The organism is Citrobacter sp. Cf087 (genome assembly GCF_030334285.1).
GTDB classification, from domain to species: Bacteria; Pseudomonadota; Gammaproteobacteria; order Enterobacterales; family Enterobacteriaceae; genus Citrobacter; species Citrobacter freundii.
This window is the reverse complement of sequence record NZ_JAOWED010000030.1, coordinates 395,707-414,037: the sequence shown is the minus strand read 5'-3', so window position 1 is coordinate 414,037 and position 18,331 is coordinate 395,707. Positions and strand designations below refer to the sequence as shown.

Sequence of the window (18,331 nt, the reverse complement as noted above, 5' to 3'; positions counted from 1 at the left end):
ACATGACGAATCATAATCTTGAGCAGCTGGCTGCCGATTTACGTCAGGCTGAAGAAAAAGGGGAAGCTATCGCCCCACTGCGTGAATTGATTGGTGTGGACAACGGCGAAGCGGCCTACGCCATTCAACGCATCAACGTGCAGTATGAAGTGGCGCGCGGGCGTCGCGTGGTCGGGCGCAAAGTAGGGCTGACACACCCGAAAGTGCAGCAGCAGCTTGGCGTCGATCAGCCGGACTTCGGTACGCTGTTTGCCGACATGTGCTACGGCGATAACGACACCATTGCGTTTGAGCGCGTGCTGCAACCGCGTATTGAAGCGGAAATCGCGCTGGTGCTGAACCGCGATCTGCCCAATGCCGACACTACCTTTGACGAGCTGTATAACGCCATCGAGTGGGTGCTGCCCGCGCTGGAAGTGGTCGGCAGCCGTATCCGTGACTGGTCAATCAAGTTTGTTGATACCGTGGCGGATAACGCCTCCTGCGGGGTGTATGTGGTCGGCGGCCCGGCACAGCGTCCGGCAGGATTAGATCTGAAAAACTGCGCGATGAAAATGACGCGCAACAACGAAGAGGTTTCCAGCGGACGCGGCAGCGAATGCCTGGGACATCCGATCAACGCCGCCGTCTGGCTGGCGCGCAAAATGGCCAGCCTCGGCGAGCCGCTACGTGCCGGAGATATCATTCTCACCGGTGCGTTAGGCCCGATGGTGGCGGTGAATGCGGGCGATCGTTTCGAGGCCCATATCGACGGTATTGGTTCAGTTGCCGCCACTTTTTCAGCGGCGGTTACAAGAGGAAGTCAGTCATGAGTAAGCGTAAAGTCGCCATTATCGGCTCCGGCAACATCGGTACCGATTTGATGATAAAAATTCTGCGTCACGGGAAGCATCTGGAAATGGCGGTGATGGTCGGTATCGATCCAGATTCTGATGGTCTGGCGCGTGCCCGACGCATGGGCGTTGCCACCACCCATGAAGGGGTGACAGGGCTTATCGCCATGCCGGAATTCGCCGACATCGACATTGTTTTTGATGCCACCAGCGCAGGCGCGCATGTGAAGAACGACGCCGCGCTGCGCGCCGTTAAACCAGCGATCCGCCTGATCGACCTGACGCCCGCGGCAATCGGCCCGTACTGCGTGCCTGTGGTGAATCTGGAGGCCAACGTTGATCAGCAGAACGTTAATATGGTGACCTGCGGCGGGCAGGCGACTATCCCGATGGTGGCGGCAGTTTCTCGCGTGGCAAAAGTCCATTACGCCGAAATTATCGCCTCGATAGCCAGTAAATCTGCGGGTCCAGGCACGCGCGCTAATATCGATGAGTTTACCGAAACCACCTCGAAGGCGATTGAAGTGGTTGGCGGCGCGGCAAAAGGTAAAGCGATTATCGTCCTTAATCCAGCCGAGCCGCCGCTGATGATGCGCGACACGGTGTATGTGCTGAGCGAAGCGGCCTCTGAGGTTGAAGTTGAAGCATCGATTAATGAGATGGCGGCGGCGGTGCAGGCGTACGTGCCGGGCTATCGTCTGAAACAGCGTGTCCAGTTTGAAGTCATCCCGCAGGATAAACCGGTCAATCTGCCGGGCATCGGCCAGTTCTCCGGGCTGAAAACCGCGGTGTATCTGGAAGTGGAAGGCGCGGCGCACTATTTACCTGCCTATGCGGGCAACCTCGACATTATGACCTCCAGCGCGCTGGCGACCGCTGAGAAAATGGCGCAGTCACTCACTCGTCAGGCAGGAGAAGCAGCATGAACGGTAAAAAACTCTATATCTCTGACGTGACCCTGCGCGACGGCATGCACGCCATTCGTCATCAATATTCGCTGGAAAACGTGCGCCAGATTGCCAAAGCGCTGGACGACGCGAGGGTGGATTCCATTGAGGTGGCGCACGGCGACGGTCTGCAGGGTTCCAGTTTTAACTATGGCTTTGGCGCGCACAGCGACCTGGAGTGGATTGAAGCGGCGGCGGACGTGGTCAAGCACGCCAAGATCGCCACGCTGCTGTTGCCGGGCATCGGCACGATTCATGACCTGAAAAATGCGTATCAGGCTGGGGCGCGCGTTGTGCGTGTGGCGACCCACTGTACCGAAGCGGACGTGTCGGCCCAGCATATTCAGTATGCGCGTGAACTGGGCATGGACACCGTCGGCTTTCTGATGATGAGTCATATGACCACGCCGGAAAACCTCGCACAGCAGGCGAAACTGATGGAAAACTACGGTGCGACCTGTATCTATGTGGTCGATTCAGGCGGGGCGATGAACATGTCTGATATCCGTGACCGCTTCCGCGCCCTGAAAGCGGTGCTGAAGCCGGAAACAGAAACCGGGATGCACGCCCACCACAACCTGAGCCTTGGCGTGGCGAACTCGATTGCTGCGGTAGAAGAGGGTTGTGATCGTATCGATGCCAGCCTGGCCGGTATGGGCGCAGGCGCAGGCAACGCGCCGCTGGAGGTGTTTATCGCCGCGGCGGATAAGCTTGGCTGGCAGCACGGCACCGATCTGTATGCGCTGATGGACGCCGCCGACGATCTAGTCCGTCCGTTACAGGACCGTCCGGTGCGGGTGGACCGCGAAACGCTGGCGCTGGGCTATGCCGGAGTGTACTCCAGCTTCCTGCGCCACTGCGAAGTGGCCGCGGCGCGTTATGGCCTGAGCGCGGTAGATATTCTGGTTGAACTGGGCAAACGCCGGATGGTGGGCGGCCAGGAAGATATGATCGTCGACGTGGCGCTGGATCTGCGCAACAGAAAATAAAAATGATTACGCGGCTGGCAACGTATCAGCCGCGATTCACCTGCATCGTGACCTCAGAGGTACATCTTATGACTACCCGTACCCCCGCATCCTCATCCCGCCTGACGCTGACCGTCGGGCTGTGTTTTTTAGTCGCCCTGATGGAAGGGCTGGATTTACAGGCCGCCGGGATCGCTGCCGTCGGTATCGCCCATGCGTTTGCATTAGATAAAATGCAGATGGGCTGGATCTTCAGCGCGGGCATTCTCGGACTGCTGCCCGGCGCGCTGGTGGGCGGCATGCTGGCCGATCGCTATGGCCGCAAACGCATTCTTATTGCCTCCGTGGCGCTGTTCGGTCTGTTCTCGCTGGCAACAGCGATATCCTGGGATTTCTCATCGCTGGTGTTTGCCCGCCTGATGACCGGTGTTGGGTTGGGTGCGGCGTTGCCGAATCTGATCGCGCTGACTTCTGAGGCGGCGGGCCCGCGTTTTCGTGGGACGGCGGTGAGCCTGATGTACTGCGGTGTGCCGATTGGCGCGGCGCTGGCGGCAGCGCTCGGGTTTAGCGGTCTGGCCTCTGCCTGGCAAACCGTGTTCTGGGTCGGCGGGGTGATCCCGCTGCTGCTGGTTCCGCTGTTAATGCGCTGGCTGCCGGAATCACAGGTTTATACCCAACAAACGCAGGTGGCTGCCGCGCCGCTGCGCGCTCTGTTTGCGCCAACCACCGCGACAGCCACGCTGCTGCTGTGGCTGTGCTATTTCTTCACCCTGCTGGTGGTGTATATGCTGATCAACTGGCTGCCGATGCTGCTGGTCGAGCAGGGCTTTCAGCCCTCGCAGGCAGCAGGAGTGATGTTTGCTCTGCAAATCGGCGCGGCCAGCGGGACGTTAATTCTCGGGGCGTTGATGGACAAACTGCGTCCGGTGGTGATGTCACTTTTGATCTACACCGGGATGCTGGCATCACTGCTGGCGCTGGGCACGGTATCGTCATTGAGCGGCATGCTGATGGCGGGATTTGTGGCGGGGATGTTTGCCACCGGTGGGCAAAGCGTGTTGTATGCGCTGGCACCGTTGTTTTACAGCACGCAGATCCGCGCCACCGGCGTGGGAACCGCCGTCGCCGTCGGTCGTCTGGGCGCGATGAGTGGTCCGTTGCTGGCAGGAAAAATGTTAGCGCTCGGCACCGGAACGGTAGGGGTGATGGCGGCTTCTGCGCCGGGGATATTGCTGGCAGGGCTGGCGGTATTTATTCTGATGAGTCGCAAATCGCAGATGCCGATCCCTGCCAGCGGTGCTTAAGCGCTCATTCGGTAGTATGAGCAGGGAGATACGGTTCCCACTTCCGGGTGAACGCCAGTCGATGAGGACGTTGCCAGAGTTTACATAAAGCCTGGCAACGGAGGCGTTATGAGCTGGCGGCCCTTTTTGTATTTGATTATTAATCCCCACCCGATATTAAGCGCCCGGCGCGGGCATTTGCGCCTGGTGCAGGGTTGACTTTGCATTCTGTTAACAAACACGGTATAACAAACCTTCTTTGGATGTTTAGATGTCCATACGTTTAGAAGGTTATATGCAAACAACACAACAAAATGCGCCACTGAAGCGCACAATGAAAACGCGTCACCTGATAATGCTCTCCTTAGGCGGCGTGATTGGCACAGGGTTATTCTTCAATACCGGGTACATCATCTCCACTACCGGGGCGGCGGGAACGCTGCTGGCTTATCTGATTGGCGCGCTGGTGGTCTGGTTGGTTATGCAGTGTCTGGGCGAGCTTTCGGTCGCGATGCCGGAGACTGGGGCGTTTCACGTCTATGCTGCGCGTTATCTCGGCCCCGCAACGGGATATACCGTAGCCTGGCTCTACTGGCTGACCTGGACTGTGGCGCTGGGGTCGAGCTTTACCGCCGCCGGATTCTGTATGCAGTACTGGTTTCCACAGGTGCCGGTTTGGGTCTGGTGTGTGGTGTTCTGCGCGATTATTTTTGGTCTGAACGTCATCTCCACGCGCTTTTTTGCCGAAGGGGAGTTCTGGTTCTCGCTGGTAAAAGTGGTCACTATCATCGCCTTTATCATCCTCGGCGGGGCGGCGATTTTTGGTTTTATCCCGATGCAGGATGGCTCACCCGCGCCTGGACTGAGTAATATCACGGCGGAAGGCTGGTTCCCACACGGTGGCTTACCGATCCTGATGACGATGGTGGCGGTGAATTTTGCTTTTTCGGGAACCGAGCTTATCGGCATTGCCGCCGGAGAAACAGAAAACCCGCGCAAGGTCATTCCGGTAGCGATTCGTACCACTATCGCGCGACTGATTATTTTCTTTATCGGCACCGTGTTTGTGCTGGCGGCGCTGATCCCGATGCAGCAGGCGGGCGTGGAGAAAAGCCCGTTTGTGCTGGTGTTTGAGAAGGTGGGTATTCCTTACGCCGCCGATATTTTTAACTTCGTGATCCTGACGGCTATTCTATCCGCGGCGAACTCCGGGCTGTATGCCTCCGGGCGCATGCTGTGGTCGCTGTCGAATGAACGTACGCTACCGGCCTGTTTTGCGCGAGTAACGAAAAACGGCGTGCCGCTGACGGCGCTGTCGGTCAGTATGCTCGGTGGTGTACTGGCGCTGTTTTCCAGCGTGGTGGCCCCGGATACGGTATTTGTCGCGCTGTCGGCAATCTCCGGGTTTGCGGTGGTGGCGGTGTGGCTGAGCATTTGCGCTTCACACTTCGTCTTTCGCCGCCGTCATCTGCAGCAGGGTAAGGCATTGAGTGAATTGCATTATCGCGCGCCGTGGTATCCGCTGGTGCCGGTACTGGGATTTGTGCTGTGCCTGGTGGCTTGTGTCGGGCTGGCATTCGATCCAGCGCAGAGAATTGCGCTGTGGTGCGGGTTACCGTTTGTGGCAGTGTGTTATGGTGCTTATTTCCTTACTCAACCGCGTAAAACCAAACAGGAGCCCGAACATGTCGCAGAATAATCCGTTAAGCGCCATCCTCGATAAACAGGATTTCCTGCTGCTCGATGGTGCGATGGCGACGGAGCTGGAAGCGCGTGGCTGTAACTTAGCCGATAGTCTGTGGTCAGCCAAAGTGCTGGTCGAAAATCCGGAGCTTATCCGCGAAGTCCATCTCGATTACTACCGGGCGGGGGCGCAGTGCGCGATCACCGCCAGCTATCAGGCGACGCCGGCGGGCTTTGCCGCGCGAGATCTGGATGAAGCGCAGTCGAAAGCGCTGATTGGCAAAAGCGTGGAGCTGGCGCGTAAAGCCCGTGAAGCGTATCTGGCCGAGAACCCGCAGGCGGGTACGCTGCTGGTAGCAGGATCGGTCGGGCCTTACGGTGCGTATCTGGCGGATGGTTCTGAATACCGTGGTGATTACCAACGTAGCGCTGAAGAGTTTCAGGCGTTTCACCGCCCGCGCGTGGAAGCCCTGCTGGATGCCGGGGCCGATCTTCTGGCCTGTGAAACCCTGCCAAATTTTGCCGAAATTAGCGCGCTGGCTGAGTTATTGACTGCATATCCGCGTGCGCGGGCGTGGTTCTCATTTACCCTGCGCGACAGCGAGCACCTGAGCGACGGTACGCCGCTGCGTGACGTGGTTGCGTTGCTGGCGGCGGGTTATCCGCAGGTGGTGGCGCTAGGTATTAACTGCATTGCGCTGGAAAACACCACCGCTGCGTTGCAGCATTTACACGGTTTAACGGCGCTGCCGCTGGTGGTGTATCCGAACTCGGGCGAGCAGTATGATGCCGTGAGCAAAACCTGGCATCATCACGGTGAGCATTGTGCGCATCTGGCGGATTATCTGCCGCAGTGGCAGGCCGCTGGCGCACGGTTGATTGGCGGGTGCTGTCGCACCACGCCGAAAGATATTGCCGCGCTAAAAGCGCGAAGCTGAGAGTTTATCGGGCCTACATCGTTCACTGTAGGCCTGATAAGCGCAGCGCATCAGGCATTGCCGGATGGTGGCATAAGCGCCTTATCCGGCCTACAAAGCCACAAAACGTTATGCCGCATCCGCCAGAACAAACATGCCGTACGGATGGATTTCGAGATAATACTGCTCGCCGACGTCCGGCTGTAAACGCGTAGCGTTGACCTGCAATAAGATCTCCTGCCCGTGCCATTCCACCGTGACTTCATACTGGGGGCCCATATAGGCCACGTGGCGGATCACGCAGCGCTGACTCTCTTCGCCGCGATCGCTAAGCGTGATCGCTTCCGGGCGCACGCCGACCATGCCTTCGCCTTGCGTATCAAAGTGCAGCGGGCGCGGCAGGTGGTAGCCGTAGATATCAACGTATTGGTCACCGAAGGTGGCCGGGAACAGGTTGGCGTCACCCATAAAACTTGCCATAAAGCGCGAGGCGGGCTGGCGGTAAAGATTCTGCGGTGAACCGATCTGCATGATGTGCCCCTTGTTCATCACCAGCACGGTATCGGAAACCGCAAAGGCTTCGCTCTGATCGTGGGTGACGTATAGCGAGGTGATATCAAACTGCTTTTGCAGTTCGCGGATCTTGTCGCGCATGCTGCGACGCAGGTTGGCGTCGAGGTTACTCAACGGCTCATCAAACAGCAGCACTTTCGGCTTGAGGATCAACGCGCGGGCCAGCGCTACGCGCTGCTGCTGACCGCCGGAGATCTGATCAACATAGCGCTCTTCGAATCCTTCCAGATCGACCATCGCCAGTGCCTCTTTGACACGGGTTTTCACCTCAGCGCGGGACACGCCGAGCATCTTCAGGCCGTAACCAACGTTCTCTCCCAGCGACATATGCGGGAACAGGGCATAGGACTGAAACACCATACAGATATCACGCTGCTGAATTGAGCGATGGGTGACGTCTTCGCCATCAATGAAAATCTGCCCTTCGCTCGGTTTTTCCAGCCCGGCGACCAGGCGCAAAATGGTGGTTTTGCCACAACCGGACGGGCCGAGCAGCGTCACCATTTGCCCCTGCGGGATGGTGAGGTTGATATTGTCGATTACCGTATTACTGCCAAATCGTTTGGTGACGTTGCGCAGTTCAACGAAATTTTTCTGAGTCATAGTGCGCTCCATTACGCCTGGTTTTTGGCTTTTGAACGGGAGGTACGTGATTCACCGATCAGCCAGTCAAAGATGAAAATAATCGCCAGCATCACCACGATCAGAATGGAACCGTAGGCAATCGCCACACCGTATTCGCCGTCTTCCACGCGGTTAAGGATGTAGGCCGTCGCTACGCGGGTATCCGGCGTGACGAGGAACACAATGGCGCTGACGGTGGTAATGGCGCGCACAAAGCTGTAAATCAGCGCCGAAAGGATCGCCGGGCGTAGCAGCGGCAGCAGGATATGCGTAATGGTACGCAGCGAACCGGCGCGCAGGCTGAGCGAGGCTTCATCCAGTGATTTATCGATCTGGCCTAAGCCCGCGATACCCGCCCGAATACCGACCGGGACGTTACGCATTACCATCGAGATAATGACAATCGCCGCCGTACCAGTGAGGTAAACCGGGGCGCTGTTAAAGGCCAGAATGTACGATACGCCCGCGACGGTGCCTGGAACGGCAAAGCACAGCATGGTGGTGAACTCGATGGTCTTTTTGCCCTTAAACTGCTGGCGCACGACTACCCAGGCGATCAGCAGGCCGAAGATGGCGGTGATCGGCGCGGCAATACCGGCGTAGAGCAGGGTGTCGAGCAGTGAAGGCCATGCGCCGTCGCTCATCCCCTGACCGAACAGTTTGGTAAAGTTCGCTAACGTCAGGGTGTAGTCCACGCCCCAGTTAACGGTGAAACTGCCGTAGAAAATGCTGCCGTACAGCAGGGCGTTAAAGGCAATCCACACCGCCAGCAGCGCGACCACGCTCCATACCAGCGTCACAGGTAACGGCTGCACGTCGCCCCGGTAGGATTTACCGGAAACGGTGACGTATGAGCGTTTACCAATCCACATATATTGCACGCAGAACACCAGCAGCGAGAACAGCAGCAGGAAGGCACCCAGCGTACTGGCGGCCTGGTAGTCGAGCTGCGAACCAGTGATGTAGAAGTAGATTTGCGTTGCCAGCACGTCGAAGTTTCCGCCGAGCACCAGCGGGTTACTAAAGTCAGCCAGCGACTGCACAACCACAATCAAAAAGGCGTTGGCCAGTGCTGGTTTCAGTAGCGGGACAAACACGCCGTTAAAGGTCTGCCAGCGGCTGGCACGCAGGGTATATGACGCTTCTTCCAGCGACGGATGAATGGTTTTAATTGCTCCGTCGAGGATCATAAACGCCATCGGAGTGAAGGCCAGCACCTGCGCCAGCCAGATGCCGGTAAAACCGTACAGCCAGTTGGTGTTGGTTAAGCCAAACCATTCGACCATAAATTCGGTGATGTAGCCGGAGCGTCCCATCATCAGCGTGACGCCTAAACCCACGACAAACGGCGGGGTGACGATCGGCAAAATCGAGAAGATACGTCCGATTATGGCGCTGCGTCTGGCGATCCGGGTGGTATAGATAGCCAGTACCAGACCAAAGAAGGTACAGCCGATGCCGACGGCAATCGACAGCATAATCGAGTTGAGGATCACCTGAATGATATGTGCCTGCGACAGCACATTCATAAACGCCAGCGGGGCAAATTCCCCGGCGTCGTTGGTGATCATCGGAATAAAAATAGCGATACTCGGCCAGACGATAAAAATACCGATTAGCGCGACAATCGCGGTGAGCGAACCGATGACGAAACGGTCGCCGCCCAGCCATTCCAGACGGGTGAGCGCCAGGGTCATGATCGCGCCAAGTGCCACAAACAACACAATGGTGGCATAGCCTAAGCCACGCCCCTCAAGAGTCGCGCTGGCGACGATAAACGCCATACAGAAAAAAGCCCAGCCCGCATCAAGATAATGGCGGCCGCGCTGTTCGCGCCTGGCCTCATGGAACGGACGCACCAGTAGCAGGCTCGGCAGCAGATACCATAACCAACTGATATTGAACTGTGACCAGCCGTAGGCGGCGAGTATTTCCTCGCCTGTCGATTCCAGCAGACCGTAGTCCAGGCTCCAGCTTGGCAACAGGGCAAACGCCAGCCAGCCAAGCAAAACCCAAAGAAATATCGCATCCCGTTTTTTCACGGGATGGAGTGCAAGTGTGTGTGACATAGCGGTTCCGGTATTCCAGGCCGGATGCGGTATTAACGCCGCACCCGGCAAATGATCGCCGATGTAGGCTTATTTACCCATCTTCACTTCGCTGACCCACTTATTGATCAACGCTTTACGCACGTCGGTCGAGCCGTACTTATCCATGTCGTAATTGATAAGTTTCAGGTCGTCGAGCTTCAGCGAGTTAGGAGACGTCTCGGCGGTGGTGTTGGTCAGGATCTGATAGGACTTACCTTTCTTCCACGCCAGTTCCTGGGCATCTTTTGACAGTACCCAGTCAACGAACAGTTTGGCGTTATCGAGGTTGCGCGCGCCTTTCAGAATGCTAACGCCGCCGATCTCATAGCCAGTACCTTCGCACGGTGAAATTAGCTCCAGCGGTGCGCCCTGTTCTTTTTCCAGCGAGTAGTCGTGCAGGAAGCCAATGCCAATCGCCGTTTCGCCACGGGCGGCGTTACGCGCTGGGGCAATGCCTGATTTAGTGTATTGAGAGACGTTGGCGTTGAGCTGTTTCAGGTAGTCAAAGGCCTGATCTTCACCCCACAGCTGGGCAAAAGTCGCCAGCGCGGTATAGGCGGTACCGGAGCTTTGCGGGTCAGCAATCTGGATTTCACCTTTGTATTCCGGTTTGGTCAGATCCTTCCAGCATTTTGGCACCGGCAGGTTTTTCTCTTTCAGGCGCTGGGTATTGACGCCAAAGCCCAGAATACCGACGTAAACCGCCGAGGAGAGATTGCCTTTCACCTTCGCGGGATCGCGGAATTTCTCCATGATCTGTTCGAGATTGGGTGATTTATACGGCTGCAGCAGGCCCATTTCCCCGGCCTGGGACTGCGGATCCAGCGTACCGCCGTACCAGACATCCGCCTGCGGATTTTTCTTCTCGGCATCCACTTTCGCCAGCGTACTACCCGAGCCGTTGCGAATGAATGAGGTTTTCACATCATATTTTTCACCGAAGGCTTTGGTTTCGGTTTCGCACATCTCGTTAGTGGCGCTGCAATACACCACCAGACGGCCCTGCGCCTGAGCTGCGTTGCTGAAGGCTGCCAGCGTCAGAGCAGAGGCAATTAGTGTAGAGGTAAGCGTCAGTTTCATTGTTTTATCCTTTGACTGAGAGAAGGGGTAATGCCTGCAATGAGCAGTGGCATCAGCAATAAACCCATAAAGACAGCGGCGACCGAGAGCAAACTGAACATTCCCGACCAGCCGTAGTGTTCTATGACCAGCGACAGCGGCCAACCCGCCAGCGCGGCCCCCAGATAGGCGAACAGCCCGAGAAAACCGGTAATTGAACCTGCTGCCGCTTTGTGTCCGCACTCCACTGCCGCGAGGCCAATCAGCATCTGTGGGCCAAACACAAAAAAGCCCACCGTAAAGAAACACATTGCCAGTAGCGCGTAGTGGTGCACCGGCGCCAGCCACAGCGCGGCGACGGAGACCATCAGCCCCAGCGTGAACAGCAAAATCATCGGCGCACGCTGACCGCTGAACAGCAGATCCGATCCCCATCCGGCAAACAGCGCCCCCAGCAAACCGCCAACTTCAAACAGCATCACCGTGGCATTGGCGCTGAGCAGATTCACGCCGTGGCTTTCCGTCAGCCAGATGTTGCCCCAGTCGTTGAGCGCAATGCGGATCAAATAGACCAATACATACGACACGCCGAGCAGCCAGATCATCGGGTTTTTCAGCATGGTGGTACGTAACATTTGCCACAGCCCCATCGGCGGACTTTGCTGTTCCTGACGCAGCTCCAGCGGGTCATGCCGCCATTCCCCAACCGTCGGTAATCCCTCTTCCCGGGGCGTGCCTTTCAGTTGCAGAGTGAGCCAAATGCCTAACGCCATGCTGATAATCCCCGGTGCCAGCATCGCTGCCTGCCAGCCCCACCAGTGGGCGGCAAAGGCGCTAATCAGCGGGATAACTGCCCCACCAATGTTGATCGACATATTCCAGCAGCCCCACCAGAATCCGCGTTCGTTGCGCGAGTACCAGTGGGTCAGTAGTCGGGCGCAGGGCGGCCAGCCCCACCCCTGGAAAAAACCGTTCAGCGTCCAGACCACCAGCAGCAGCGTCAGCGATTCACCAAAGGCGAACAGCACATTCAAAACACCGGTGGCGAAAAGGCCAATGCCCATAAATGCGCGTTGTCCGTGGCTGTCGTGCCACAGTCCGGCGGTAAATTTCGACAGGCCATAGGTCAGGTAAAACAGCGACCCCAGCAGGCCGATATCGCCTTTATCCAGACCGAGGTCCGTTTGTAGCGCCGGGAGGACGTAGTTAACGCTTTTGCGCGTCAGATAAAACGCGGCATAGCCAATGACCATACACATCAGCAGTCGGGGGCGTAGCGCCCGGTATTGTTGATCTATTTCGCTGGCTGAGCGTGTATGCATGGCAGTCTCCGTTTGTGCTGACTATAGGAAAGTGAAAGCAAAAGAGGATGAGAGAAAGTCCAGAGTGGCTAAGACTTTTTCCTGGTTAGCGGCTGATTTGTTGCAAATTTGTGGGCAGGTTAACAATTACCCGTGTGCCGTTGTTTGATTCGAGCGTCAGTTCACCGCCAAGGGCGCTGACCCGCTCACGCATTCCCTGGATACCGAAACCGGGAATTTTTTCTGGCAGAATACCCACGCCATTGTCAGCGACGTCCAGAAACAAGCTATGTTCCTGCTGGCGCAGCGTAATCGACACATCGCTGGCATCGGCATGTTTACAGACGTTATTGAGTAACTCCTGCAACAGGCGATACAGCGTGAAGCGCACCGTTTCGTTTTCTGGCGTATTCTCTAGCTGATAATCAAAGCGACAGCGAATGCCCCGTTCAGCAAAAGCAAATTCATTCACCAGATGATGTAGTGCATCTTTAAAAGACAGTTCATCGAGCGCGGGTGGACGCAGCTGGCGCAGCAGCTGGCGGGTGGAGTGGTGAATACGCCGGGCCAGGTCGTTGATCTGATTTGCCGCTTCAAGCGTTTGCTCGCGACCCGGTGCGCGTTTGACCAGTTGTGATTGAATTTGAATGGCGGTGATGTTCTGACCAATTTCGTCGTGCAGTTCCCGCGCCAGGCTTTTGCGCGTGTTTTCTTCGGTGCGGATCAGCTGTTCGGTCAGCGCGCGACGCGCCGCCAGTTCAGTTTCCAGACGCTGGCGATAATGGTGCAGGTTTTGCGCCAGATGCTGCTGGCGGCTGATGGCGATCCCCAGCCCTATGCCGAGCAGCGCCTGGGTGGCGAGGAAAATCTCCAGCTCCAGTAAATTACTGAACCCGACGCCGATTTGCCGGGCGATGGTGATCATCATACTGCCGAGCAATCCGGACAACACGCCGCCCTGCCAGCCAAATTTCCACGCCATCACCACGTTCGGTAAAAACACCACGATCAGCAACAGGCGCTCGATCTCCGGCGACAACACCATCTGGGTGCCGATACCAATAATAAAAAACAGGCTGCACCAGATGATAAGCGAGGTGCGCAGCTGGGGATTGGTGGTATCCAGCCCGAGCAAATGATAGCGGTGCTGCTGGCGCAAAAATTCATAGATCAGATAGACAAACGGCGTCAGCAGCACGCCGCCGGTAAACGACGCCAGGCCAATTAACGTTGCCGGACTTTGGATAAACGGTGAAAGCAGGGCGGTATTGAGCAATGAGGTGAGCGTCACCGCGGCCAGCAGCAGCGTTAAGCGCTGCCAGTAAAGGGGGAAACGGTGCCAGTATGACTGGCCGATGCTCGCCGGAATCAGGCTAATTAACGGCGCAGCCAGCAGGATATAGCTATTCAATAATTGCTCACTGTGCAGCCAGAACAACATCAGCACCGGCGGCAGTACCAGCGCGGGCCAGTAACGGCGAGAAAGCAGGATGAGCAGCGCGAGATAGACGCCGTGCGGCAGGAACAGCGCCGCCTGCTGGCCGTTGTGGGTCAGGTAAAACCCCAGCGTCCACAGCATCAACCAGCCTGATCCCCAGGCCAGCAGAATAAACAGAGAAATAACCCAATGCCGAAGGCTACGCGACATTAATGCCCCGTTAATAGCTGGTGGTCGAGGGCAAAATGCACCAGATCGATGGTGCTGTGGCATTGCAGTTTGCCCAGCACGTTCGCCCGATGAACGTGTACCGTCTTGTGGCTGAGGTCGAGCTTGAAGGCGATCTCTTTTACGCTGTCGCCTTTGACCAACAGCTCAAACACTTCGCGCTCGCGTGGGGTCAGTACTTCCAGTACCTGCGCGGGCTGTTCGCCGCCGCGTAGCGCCCGCAGCGCATCGGCGCACAGGTAATGCCCGCCCATACCGACCGATCGTACCGCCTGCACCAGCTCCTCTGGTCCGCAGCGTTTGGTCAGGTAGCCACTGGCGCCGGCATCCAGCGCACTTTGCACAAACGTGGGTGAGTCATAGATGCTGAGAATGATGGCGCGAAAACCGGGCTTCTGTGCCCGCAGTCGTTTTAACAGGCTCAGACCATTTTCATCCGGCATGGCGATATCCATCACCGCAACGTTGACGTCATCATGCAGAAGTGCAGGCCAGGCCTCCGCTGCGCTGCTGTACTGACCGGTAACGTTGAGATCGTCTTCGAGACTGAGTAATTGCGCAAAGCCGGAACGCACCACCACATGGTCATCCACCAGCACAACATGAATCATGATTTTATTCTCTTGCCTGATAATGGCGTCTATGATGCCGGTCAGCGCCGCGCTGGCAATCATCCAAGTGTAGTTATGTAACGAATGTAACAAAATCGCAATAATTTGCCGGGTGTTGTAGGCCTGATGGCGGCGCAAGCGCCTTATCAGGCCTACGAATTCCATCTGTAATGAGCAAAATCGCTAACTATTGCCGCTTTTTTTCTAAAAACGCTTTGTTCTTAGCCAGAATTTTTAATTCCTTTATCAAATTGTGCCGCAACGAAATACTGCCTCCATAACAAGACAGGGGAGCAGACAATCATGGCTATTTCATCGCGTAACGCACTTCTCGGTGTACTGGCATTCATCGCATTTCAGGCGCAGGCGGTGAACGTCACCGTCGCTTATCAGACCTCCGCCGAACCCGCCAAAGTGGCGCAGGCGGATAATACTTTTGCCAAAGAGAGCGGCGCTACCGTTGACTGGCGCAAATTCGACAGCGGCGCGAGCATCGTCCGGGCGCTAGCCTCCGGCGACGTGCAGATCGGTAATCTTGGCTCCAGCCCGCTGGCGGTCGCCGCCAGTCAGCAAGTACCCATTGAAGTTTTTCTGCTGGCGTCAAAGCTTGGTAACTCCGAGGCACTAGTGGTGAAGAAAAACATCAGTAAACCGGAAGATTTGATTGGCAAACGCATTGCGGTGCCGTTTATCTCCACCACCCATTACAGCCTGCTGGCGGCGTTGAAACACTGGGGGATTAAACCCGGTCAGGTGGAGATTGTGAACTTGCAACCACCTGCGATTATTGCCGCATGGCAGCGCGGGGATATTGACGGCGCGTACGTCTGGGCTCCTGCGGTCAATGCGCTGGAAAAAGACGGCAAGGTGTTAACCGACTCATCGCAGGTTGGTGAGTGGGGCGCACCGACGCTGGACGTGTGGGTGGTACGCAAAGATTTTGCCGAGAAGCATCCTGAGGTGGTGAAAGCCTTTGCCAAAAGCGCTATCGATGCGCAGCAACCTTATATCGCTAATCCCGATGAGTGGCTGAAGCAGCCTGAGAATATCAGCAAATTGTCGCGTTTAAGCGGCGTGCCGGAAGCGGATGTGCCGGGACTGGTGAAAGGTAACACTTACCTGACGCCGCAACAGCAGACTGCCGAACTGACCGGACCGGTGAACAAAGCCATTATCGACACCGCGCAGTTCCTCAAAGAGCAGGGCAAAGTCCCCGCTGTCGCGACGGATTACAGCCAGTACGTGACCGATCGCTTCGTGCAATAAATAAGGAGGCGCTGATGCTGCAAATCTCTCATCTTGCCGCCAGCTACGGTGGAAAACCGGCGCTGGAGGATATCAACCTGACGCTCGATAGCGGTGAGCTGCTGGTGGTACTCGGACCTTCCGGTTGCGGGAAAACCACATTGTTAAATCTGATTGCCGGATTTGTGCCGTATCAGCATGGCAGCATCACGCTGGCGGGTAACAGGGTTGACGGTCCGGGGGCAGATCGCGGGGTCGTATTCCAGAATGAAGGTCTGCTGCCCTGGCGTAACGTGCAGGACAACGTGGCTTTTGGTCTGCAGCTGGCGGGGGTGGATAAACCACAGCGTCAGCGTATTGCCCTGGAGATGTTGCAGAAAGTCGGGCTGGAGGACGCGGGCAAACGCTTTATCTGGCAGCTTTCCGGTGGACAGCGGCAGCGCGTCGGCATTGCGCGGGCGCTGGCGGCCAATCCACAGTTGTTGTTGCTGGATGAACCTTTTGGCGCGCTCGACGCCTTTACTCGTGAGCAGATGCAAACCCTGCTGCTGAAGCTGTGGCATGAGACTGGCAAACAGGTGCTGTTGATTACGCACGATATTGAAGAAGCGGTGTTTATGGCGACAGAGCTGGTATTGCTGTCGCCAGGCCCTGGCCGGGTACTGGAGCGTCTGCCGCTGAATTTCGCCCGTCGCTTTGTGGCTGGAGAGTCGAGTCGCAGCATTAAGTCCGATCCGCAGTTTATCGCCATGCGCGAGTACGTGTTAGGTCGAGTCTTTGAACAACGGGAGGCATTTTCATGAGCGTGGTGATTAATGATAAACCCCGTCGCCAGCGCGCGCTCAACTGGCGCTGGCCGTTCTCGCGGCAGATTACCTTAAGCCTTGGTACGTTGGCCGTCATTTTGGCGTTGTGGTGGACGGTGGCGGCGCTGCAGTTAGTCAGTCCGCTGTTTTTACCGCCACCGGGACAGGTTTTACAAAAGCTGATCGTTATTGCCGGTCCGCAGGGATTTATGGACGCCACGCTGTGGCAGCATCTGGCGGCGAGTCTGACACGTATTGTTATCGCGCTGCTGGCGGCGGTGCTGCTGGGCGTTCCGGTTGGAATCGCTATGGGGCTGAGTCCGACGATGCGCGGCATTCTCGATCCGATCATTGAGCTGTATCGTCCGGTTCCGCCCCTGGCCTATCTACCGCTGATGGTCATTTGGTTTGGCATCGGTGAAACCTCCAAGATCTTGCTTATCTATCTGGCGATTTTTGCCCCTGTAGCGATGTCGGCGCTGGCGGGAGTGAAAAGTGCGCAGCAGGTGAGAGTGCGCGCCGCGCAGTCGCTGGGAGCCAGCCGTGCGCAGGTGCTGTGGTTTGTTATTTTGCCGGGGGCATTACCTGAGATCCTCACCGGATTACGTATCGGACTTGGGGTGGGCTGGTCGACGCTGGTGGCCGCAGAGCTGATTGCCGCCACGCGAGGCTTAGGATTTATGGTCCAGTCTGCCGGTGAGTTTCTGGCAACGGATGTGGTGCTGGCGGGGATCGCGGTGATTGCCGTTATCGCGTTTATTTTAGAACTGGGTCTGCGTGCGCTTCAGCGCCGTCTGACGCCCTGGCATGGAGAAGTACAATGAGTGAACGTCTGAACATAACCCCGCTGGGGCCGTATATTGGCGCACAAATTTCTGGTGCGGATTTGGCGCGTCCGCTGAGCGATAATCAGTTTGAACAGCTTTATCACGCGGTATTGCGCCACCAGGTGGTGTTTCTGCGCGAGCAGGTGATTACGCCGCAACAACAGCGGGCGCTGGCGCTGCGTTTTGGCGATCTGCATATTCACCCGGTCTATCCGCATGCCGAAGGAGTAGAAGAAATTATCGTGCTGGATACCCATAACGATAATCCGCCGGATAACGACAACTGGCACACCGATGTCACCTTTATCGACACGCCGCCTGCCGGGGCGATTTTAGCGGCGAAAGAGCTGCCATCAACCGGGGGCGACACCCTGTGGACCAGTGGGATTGCCGCTTATGAAGCCTTGTCTGAGCCGTTCCGTCAGTTGCTGAGTGGCCTGCGGGCAGAGCATGATTTCCGTAAATCATTTCAGGAATATAAATATCGCAAGACCCCAGAGGAGCACCTGCGCTGGCTGGAGGCCGTCGCTAAACATCCACCGTTGCTGCATCCGGTGGTGCGCACGCATCCGGTGAGCGGGAAGCAGGCGCTGTTCGTGAATGAAGGATTTACCACGCGAATTGTTGATGTCACGGAAAAAGAGAGCGAGGCGTTACTGAGCTTTTTGTTCGCGCATATCACCAAACCGGAGTTTCAGGTGCGCTGGCGCTGGCAGCCCAACGATGTGGCGATTTGGGATAATCGCGTGACGCAGCATTATGCGAATGCGGATTATCTGCCGCAGCGGCGCATTATGCATCGGGCAACGATTCTGGGAGATAAGCCGTTTTATCGGGCGTGATGATTACCGGAGACGCTTCACTTGCCGGGCCTACGACCTGTAGGCCCGGTTAGGCG

At 56.9% G+C, this 18,331-nt stretch carries 16 protein-coding genes; 10 read left to right on the top strand and 6 right to left on the bottom strand.

Features of this window, described 5'->3' with window-relative positions:
* Nucleotides 1-2 precede the first annotated feature (2 nt).
* The 6 genes from mhpD (at nucleotide 3) to mmuM (ending at nucleotide 6,652) form a co-directional block, all read left to right on the top strand.
* Entirely contained in the window at nucleotides 3-812 is an 810-nt protein-coding gene (gene mhpD / locus OGV57_RS15810) for a 2-keto-4-pentenoate hydratase (RefSeq protein WP_003847652.1), read from the top strand.
* Nucleotides 809-1,759 (top strand): acetaldehyde dehydrogenase, encoded by a 951-nt coding sequence (gene mhpF, locus OGV57_RS15805; protein ID WP_003838629.1) that lies wholly within the window; start codon nucleotides 809-811, stop codon nucleotides 1,757-1,759. Before mhpD ends, mhpF begins: the two co-directional genes overlap by 4 nt.
* Entirely contained in the window at nucleotides 1,756-2,769 is a 1,014-nt protein-coding gene (gene mhpE, locus OGV57_RS15800; protein ID WP_003021379.1) for a 4-hydroxy-2-oxovalerate aldolase, read from the top strand. The genes mhpF and mhpE overlap by 4 nt, the downstream gene beginning before the upstream one ends.
* Nucleotides 2,770-2,837: 68 nt before the next feature.
* Nucleotides 2,838-4,052: a 3-(3-hydroxy-phenyl)propionate transporter MhpT gene (mhpT, locus tag OGV57_RS15795; RefSeq protein ID WP_008320943.1), complete on the top strand. Its 1,215-nt coding sequence runs from the start codon at nucleotides 2,838-2,840 to the stop codon at nucleotides 4,050-4,052.
* 274 nt (nucleotides 4,053-4,326) lie between these two features.
* Nucleotides 4,327-5,730: an S-methylmethionine permease gene (gene mmuP, locus OGV57_RS15790; protein ID WP_046669946.1), complete on the top strand. Its 1,404-nt coding sequence runs from the start codon at nucleotides 4,327-4,329 to the stop codon at nucleotides 5,728-5,730.
* On the top strand, nucleotides 5,717-6,652 hold the full coding sequence (gene mmuM / locus OGV57_RS15785; RefSeq protein WP_003838620.1) for a homocysteine S-methyltransferase: 936 nt from the start codon (nucleotides 5,717-5,719) through the stop codon (nucleotides 6,650-6,652). Before mmuP ends, mmuM begins: the two co-directional genes overlap by 14 nt.
* Before the next feature lie 108 nt (nucleotides 6,653-6,760).
* Here the strand turns inward: mmuM and fbpC are convergent, their stop codons facing one another.
* From fbpC to OGV57_RS15755, 6 genes are all read right to left on the bottom strand, one after another.
* On the bottom strand, nucleotides 6,761-7,807 hold the full coding sequence (gene fbpC, locus OGV57_RS15780; RefSeq protein ID WP_046669801.1) for a ferric ABC transporter ATP-binding protein: 1,047 nt from the start codon (nucleotides 7,805-7,807) through the stop codon (nucleotides 6,761-6,763).
* A gap of 11 nt (nucleotides 7,808-7,818) precedes the next feature.
* A complete protein-coding gene (locus OGV57_RS15775) occupies nucleotides 7,819-9,897 on the bottom strand; it encodes an ABC transporter permease (RefSeq protein ID WP_054528131.1) in 2,079 nt (692 codons plus the stop codon).
* Between the two features lie 69 nt (nucleotides 9,898-9,966).
* The gene (locus OGV57_RS15770; protein WP_003021397.1) at nucleotides 9,967-10,998 is read right to left on the bottom strand and encodes an ABC transporter substrate-binding protein; all 1,032 of its coding nucleotides are present in this window, start codon (nucleotides 10,996-10,998) and stop codon (nucleotides 9,967-9,969) included.
* Entirely contained in the window at nucleotides 10,995-12,299 is a 1,305-nt protein-coding gene (gene uhpC, locus OGV57_RS15765; protein ID WP_054528132.1) for an MFS transporter family glucose-6-phosphate receptor UhpC, read from the bottom strand. Before uhpC ends, OGV57_RS15770 begins: the two co-directional genes overlap by 4 nt.
* 85 nt (nucleotides 12,300-12,384) lie before the next feature.
* Entirely contained in the window at nucleotides 12,385-13,926 is a 1,542-nt protein-coding gene (locus OGV57_RS15760) for an MASE1 domain-containing sensor histidine kinase (protein ID WP_054528133.1), read from the bottom strand.
* A complete protein-coding gene (locus OGV57_RS15755; protein ID WP_003021406.1) occupies nucleotides 13,926-14,555 on the bottom strand; it encodes a response regulator transcription factor in 630 nt (209 codons plus the stop codon). Before OGV57_RS15755 ends, OGV57_RS15760 begins: the two co-directional genes overlap by 1 nt.
* 303 nt (nucleotides 14,556-14,858) lie before the next feature.
* On the opposite strand from OGV57_RS15755, the gene tauA reads away from it, so the two are divergent.
* From tauA to tauD, 4 genes are read left to right on the top strand one after another with little or no spacing between them, the layout of a single operon-like run.
* A complete protein-coding gene (gene tauA / locus OGV57_RS15750) occupies nucleotides 14,859-15,821 on the top strand; it encodes a taurine ABC transporter substrate-binding protein (RefSeq protein ID WP_054528134.1) in 963 nt (320 codons plus the stop codon).
* Nucleotides 15,822-15,835: 14 nt separating this feature from the next.
* Nucleotides 15,836-16,603: a taurine ABC transporter ATP-binding subunit gene (gene tauB, locus OGV57_RS15745; protein WP_003838608.1), complete on the top strand. Its 768-nt coding sequence runs from the start codon at nucleotides 15,836-15,838 to the stop codon at nucleotides 16,601-16,603.
* Entirely contained in the window at nucleotides 16,600-17,430 is an 831-nt protein-coding gene (gene tauC, locus OGV57_RS15740) for a taurine ABC transporter permease TauC (protein ID WP_003021414.1), read from the top strand. Before tauB ends, tauC begins: the two co-directional genes overlap by 4 nt.
* On the top strand, nucleotides 17,427-18,275 hold the full coding sequence (tauD, locus tag OGV57_RS15735) for a taurine dioxygenase (RefSeq protein ID WP_054528135.1): 849 nt from the start codon (nucleotides 17,427-17,429) through the stop codon (nucleotides 18,273-18,275). The genes tauC and tauD overlap by 4 nt, the downstream gene beginning before the upstream one ends.
* The last annotated feature ends 56 nt before the right edge of the window (nucleotides 18,276-18,331 follow it).